The sequence below is a fragment of the Clostridium sp. DJ247 genome, assembly GCF_014231265.1.
Genome location: NZ_JABAIW010000105.1, coordinates 1 through 5,027 on the forward strand (window position 1 = coordinate 1; position 5,027 = coordinate 5,027).

General features: G+C 33.0%; 7 protein-coding genes and 1 riboswitch. Of the genes, 4 read left to right on the plus strand and 3 right to left on the minus strand.

All coding sequences use genetic code 11. The features are described 5' to 3' along the window. The first annotated feature begins 186 nt into the window (after nucleotides 1-186). The 4 genes from HGI79_RS21915 to HGI79_RS21930 all read left to right on the plus strand — a co-directional run bounded on the left by HGI79_RS21915 (nucleotide 187) and on the right by HGI79_RS21930 (nucleotide 3,423). Nucleotides 187-996 (plus strand): DUF2935 domain-containing protein, encoded by an 810-nt coding sequence (locus HGI79_RS21915; RefSeq protein WP_185652797.1) that lies wholly within the window; start codon nucleotides 187-189, stop codon nucleotides 994-996. Between the two features lie 400 nt (nucleotides 997-1,396). Beyond that, nucleotides 1,397-1,522, plus strand: a riboswitch (cyclic di-AMP (ydaO/yuaA leader). Nucleotides 1,523-1,526: 4 nt separating this feature from the next. Beyond that, complete coding sequence (locus tag HGI79_RS21920; RefSeq protein ID WP_185652798.1) at nucleotides 1,527-2,297, plus strand: cell wall hydrolase; 771 nt, start codon at nucleotides 1,527-1,529, stop codon at nucleotides 2,295-2,297. Nucleotides 2,298-2,497: 200 nt separating this feature from the next. Then, the gene (locus tag HGI79_RS21925; RefSeq protein WP_185652799.1) at nucleotides 2,498-2,938 is read left to right on the plus strand and encodes a cell wall hydrolase; all 441 of its coding nucleotides are present in this window, start codon (nucleotides 2,498-2,500) and stop codon (nucleotides 2,936-2,938) included. A 47-nt stretch (nucleotides 2,939-2,985) separates the two neighbouring features. Continuing rightward, on the plus strand, nucleotides 2,986-3,423 hold the full coding sequence (locus HGI79_RS21930) for a hypothetical protein (RefSeq protein WP_185652800.1): 438 nt from the start codon (nucleotides 2,986-2,988) through the stop codon (nucleotides 3,421-3,423). Nucleotides 3,424-3,476: 53 nt separating this feature from the next. On the opposite strand, the gene HGI79_RS21935 is transcribed toward HGI79_RS21930, so the two are convergent. The 3 genes from HGI79_RS21935 to HGI79_RS21945 form a co-directional block, all read right to left on the minus strand. Then, nucleotides 3,477-4,058, minus strand: a complete 582-nt coding sequence (locus HGI79_RS21935; protein ID WP_185652801.1) for a hypothetical protein — start codon at nucleotides 4,056-4,058, stop codon at nucleotides 3,477-3,479. A gap of 146 nt (nucleotides 4,059-4,204) precedes the next feature. Next, on the minus strand, nucleotides 4,205-4,435 hold the full coding sequence (locus HGI79_RS21940) for a DUF3892 domain-containing protein (RefSeq protein ID WP_185652802.1): 231 nt from the start codon (nucleotides 4,433-4,435) through the stop codon (nucleotides 4,205-4,207). Nucleotides 4,436-4,510: 75 nt separating this feature from the next. Continuing rightward, the gene (locus tag HGI79_RS21945) at nucleotides 4,511-4,780 is read right to left on the minus strand and encodes a hypothetical protein (protein ID WP_185652803.1); all 270 of its coding nucleotides are present in this window, start codon (nucleotides 4,778-4,780) and stop codon (nucleotides 4,511-4,513) included. Nucleotides 4,781-5,027 lie beyond the last annotated feature (247 nt).

The window sequence follows — 5,027 nt, forward strand, 5'->3', positions numbered from 1 at the left end:
CGCACAAAATCACAGATTTTGGCTCTCTGCTTAAAACACGAACTTTAGACTGATTAAAAGTTTTTAACATGCTGAAATTTGACAACACCTCTCGGAGTATAAGTTAAATTTTCAGCTAAAAATCTTGTAATAGGGTTAAAATTGAAGCATAAAATATAAGGTATTTATGCTTTTAGGAGGTACCCATTGAAAACTTTAGATTTAAAGAAAGAAACCTTATTTGAACATCGTTTTTGGCTGCAGATATTAGGTGATCATAGCCGTTTTATTTTGGACGCTTTGTCACCGGAAGAGATTGAAAAAATACAGCGTGTTAATTATTTCAAAACCTTATTTGATAACTTACTAGAGAATGCTAGAATGGACTTAGCTGGTGATGGATTATTACAGTTGAATAAACTTGCTTATGGTGCAGCTCAGCAAATTCGTGGTTTTAAATTAAGCATCTTATATGAATTAATAGCTGGAAAAGTAAAAATTAATATGCCCCCAACATTTCTGAATCATATGGTTAATGAACTTGAGGAATATATTCTTGTTCTAAATTGTATTGCACATAGCCAAGTAGCAGTAGCCAATTCCCTGCATTATCACCTGTTATGGCTGCCTGATGCTTCAGGACATGCCTCTGCTATTTCTAGTTCTCTTGATATGTCTGAAAAGTCTTTGATTAAGGTAAGCAGAAGATTTACTAAAGAGTTCGATAACCTTTATTTAAAGTCTATTGAAGAAAAAGGCTATACAAGAACTGGACTAATGGATTTTCCAGCTATTCATAAGCTTAATACAGATGCTGATTCTGAAATTGATGTCTTTAAAGAATTTTTAGGAGATTTAGAGAAGTCAATCTTAGATAAAAAGGTATTAGGTTATCTTAAACCTTTAATGACTGATCATATGTATAGAGAGGAATGTTATTATCAAATAAAACTTTCTAGAGTGTCAGAAGTCACTCCACCTGCATGTGATCCAACTAGACCTAGAATCATGGATTAACATAGAACATTAGGATATAGATACCCATGCCCGAAATTTAACTTATACTACGGTATATATTACCATGTTTCGTCACGTTAAATATTTTTAATTAGTCTAAAGCTCAAATTTGAGAAAAGCCTAAGAACTTTGATAAACTCGTACCTCAAACATATCTAAAGTTCTAAGGTTTTTCTCAAATTTTCGCTAAGACTAATAAAAAAATATTTAAATGTGACTTCAACATTGGTAATATGTACCTACGTATAAGTTAAATTTAAGTTGTGGGTATCTATAGTAATACTGTGTGGACAATGGCCCAACACAGTATTTTTTATACTTTTTATAATATATATTCCTTCGTTTCCAACAATTCACCATAGAACCAACCTGGAACTTTTGTTACAATAACAGTTGCAAAGAAGCAAATAAGCCGAATCTCCTTATGGAGTACGGGGGATCTATAATAGGGGTGAATCTTTATATTGAAGTAGGGTGCCTCAACCCGAACCCGTCAACTAACCTCGGAGGCAAAAGAGGAGGATAACTATATGTTAAAATCAAAAACATTAAAATCAATGCTACTCACGATAACGTTGTCAATACTATCAGCTAGCTCTGTACATGCTGCAGGTTATACTGTTCAGTCCGGTGATTCACTTTACAATATAGGTAAGCTTTTCAATACAACAACCAGCATACTGATGCAGAATAACAATCTTTTAAACAGCTATATATATCCTGGCCAAAAGTTAAGTGTTCCAAGCAGGACATATACTGTACAGACTAATGATTCCCTCTACTTAGTGTCTAGAAAATATGGAGTATCACTTCTTTCACTAAGACACGCTAATAACGAGTGGGACAATCTTATTTATCCTGGCCAATCTTTAAACATACCTGCTTCAAATAGTTTAGTTAGCAAACCACAAGCATCTAGTGGTGTTATTTCTTATACAGCTAGTGACGTGGATTTATTAGCAAGACTAATAACTGCGGAGGCAGAAGGACAGCCTTATAACGCAAAGGTAGCTGTAGGAGCAGTAGTAGTGAACAGAGTTCAAGACTCTCGTTTCCCTAAAACAATAAGTGATGTAATATATCAAAAAGATGCTGGTTATTATCAATTTACACCAGTACTAAATGGTTTTATTAATAAACCTGCATCTGCTGAATCTATAAAGGCTGCTAGAGAAGCTCTTACTGGTGCTGATCCAACTAATGGAGCTTTATATTACTTCGATGACAGCACAACTAACAAATGGCTTTGGGCGAAAACTGTAGCTTTAAGAGCAGACAGAATGGTTTTCTCATATTATTAAAACACATTAAAAGATTGCCTGTATTATGGCAGTCTTTATTTTTTATAATTTATAGTAACTTTTTTTACTCCACCTTCATAGTATATATATGTAACAACAATTTTGAAAAGTGTTATTATAAACATATTTATAAACCTGCACATTTTGCTCAACTGCTAAATAAACTAATATCATGCGAATATTTTATGAGGTGATACATTATGCCAATGTCAGATAGAGAGCTGCTGGCAAGGATAATCAAATGTGAAGCTGGCGGAGAGGGCGAGAATGGAATGAAGGCAGTTGCCACTACTGTTATGAACAGAGTAAGAGTTCCGTCTGGTGAATACCGCAGAATATGCCAGGGCGACGTTAGAAAGGTAATCTATCAGAAAGGTCAATTTGACTGTATGAGACCGGTTTTAGGGGGAGTACCTAATCCTCAGACTATTTGGGCTAATCCTCCAGAAGCCATACACTATAGAATAGCAGATTGGGCAATAGCAGGCAGCAGATTATTTACAATAGGATATTCACTATGGTATTTTAATCCATATGCTCCTTGTCCTTATACTTTCCCATATAATGGCAATGGTAGTTTTCAAGTAAAGATTGCTAACCACTGTTTTTATAATCCTACTGCTGGCTATTTTGAAACTTAGTTTATTACTCACTTAAATAATAACAATTAATTTATGGAGGTCATTCTATGTTTCCTCAATGTTACTTAAACTGTGGTAACCCTTATTACAGATCAGCACCTATTCCTAGTGTATTTCCTGGACCTACACCTACACCAAGCATGATGCCAACTCCAGGTACAATGCCAACTCCAGGTGCAGCACCAGTCACTGCCCCAACAATTGGACCAGCACCTACACCTGGTGACTTTGACGTAGAGCCTGATTCTCCTACAGTTTTGGATATAGGATATACTCAAGGATATCTAAGACGACAAATAGGTAGGCTATTACGTGTAACTTTCTTAGTTGGTACTGATACCCTACAAGATCGTTCCGGTATATTAGAAACTGTTGGAATTAGTTACATTATATTGAGAGAAACAGGGTCTAATATACGTACCTTATGTGATATTTATTCAATTAAATTTGTATCCATAATACCATCAGCAGCAGAAATGGCGTAAATATATGTTAATTCACAAATAAGGCCAGTAATTACTGGTCTTATTTTGTCACTTCATCTCCATTTGTATGTAAAACTAATACTTGCTCTTAGAAAGCGATTTATCTTATCAATTTCATAATTAGTATCCTTTAATTTAAAAAATATCAGCGATATAGCCTCCCACAAAAAAATCCAACCACCTATGTTTACTCCTTCTAACATTGTATTGCAAAAAATATCTCTATTTAATTTACTTTCTAATGAAAAACCTATAAGAAGAAGTAAAAAGGATATTAGTATATAATTAAGGGCATTTATGTAGGAATCCTTTAAGGAAAGCTTTTTTAGCCTAAGCTTAAGTAAATAATAACTTTCTAATGCTGAAACTACTAATTTTTCTTTTTTTTCATCTCTATTCTCTTCTGTTATAAAAAAATTTATGTCTATACCATATTCAATAGGAATATCAGAAGAACAATCCTCTAAATATAGCTGTATGTTTTTATCTATATCTCTTATCTTCAAAGGAGCATTATCTAAGTTGTTGAAGATATTTAGATATTTTTCTACACTAATATCAATTATATAATTCCTTGTATTTTCATTGATATCATAGATATCATATATATTCTTTAAGTAATTTTTTTCTCTCATATTATAATACAATCTCCTGCTTCTCTGTTTTTAAGTTAACACTCTTATTCTTACATATGCGAATAGTTTGTAACTTATTATTTATTTAAACACAAATAGCACTTTCAGTTATGAAAAACTAGAGATTGAAATATAACCCATATGCTTCAAAATGTTGGTATATCATCTAAGTTGTCACTTTCCACGTCATTAGGATTACTTCTTAAATACTGTCTTCCATTTCTCGCTGTTCCTACATTTACTCCTTCTATCAAATGATCCTTAGCCATCATAATAGCTTCATCAATAGAATAAACATTGCCATTTTCTAGCATTATGTCAGTAATGTCCCCATGATTATTTTTCTTAACCTTTATTATTTTTGATTTGTTATCCATATTAATTCCTCCTTTTATTTAACCAGCACATCTACAAATATTTAATTAGTAACTATTAAATTATATCCTTAGTTCTTACTTAACATATGCATTTACAACAGTTGATACATAATGATCTCTCCCCTCCTTTACCATTGCCACAATTTTAGGTGCTTGTGGTTCATCTACATAAATGCTATAAGCATTCAGTCCTATTTGATCTAGTTCTTTATTTCTGTTAACTACTAATCTAGAGTTTCCTTTGTATTCATAACCATCACAAGCAGTACGAAACTGATCCTCCAGCTGGTCCGCTTGACAATCAATTTGCTTTATATCCTTTAAAACCTCTTCTATATGTCTCATTTTCTCCCTCCTAAGATAATGCTGTAGGGTTACACATTGGAAACTTAACTTATACGTAGGAATATGTTGACAAAACTGAAAGCACATTTAAAAACTTTTTTATCAATCTTAGTGAAGTGTTTTAGAAAACCTTAGAGCCTTATATATGTTTGAGCGCAGCGAGTTTATATAAGGTTCTTAGGTTTTCTTAAACACGAACTTTAGACTGATTAAAAGTTTTTAACGTGCTGAAGTTTGTCAACATATT

Excerpts from the sequence above, each read along its gene's own strand:
- HGI79_RS21930 (WP_185652800.1), top strand. The coding sequence starts at position 2,986 with ATGTTTCCTCAATGTTACTTAAACTGTGGTAACCCTTATTACAGATCA.
- HGI79_RS21945 (WP_185652803.1), bottom strand. The coding sequence starts at position 4,780 with ATGAGACATATAGAAGAGGTTTTAAAGGATATAAAGCAAATTGATTGT.
- HGI79_RS21920 (WP_185652798.1), top strand. The coding sequence starts at position 1,527 with ATGTTAAAATCAAAAACATTAAAATCAATGCTACTCACGATAACGTTG.
- HGI79_RS21935 (WP_185652801.1), bottom strand. The coding sequence starts at position 4,058 with ATGAGAGAAAAAAATTACTTAAAGAATATATATGATATCTATGATATC.
- HGI79_RS21940 (WP_185652802.1), bottom strand. The coding sequence starts at position 4,435 with ATGGATAACAAATCAAAAATAATAAAGGTTAAGAAAAATAATCATGGG.
- HGI79_RS21925 (WP_185652799.1), top strand. The coding sequence starts at position 2,498 with ATGCCAATGTCAGATAGAGAGCTGCTGGCAAGGATAATCAAATGTGAA.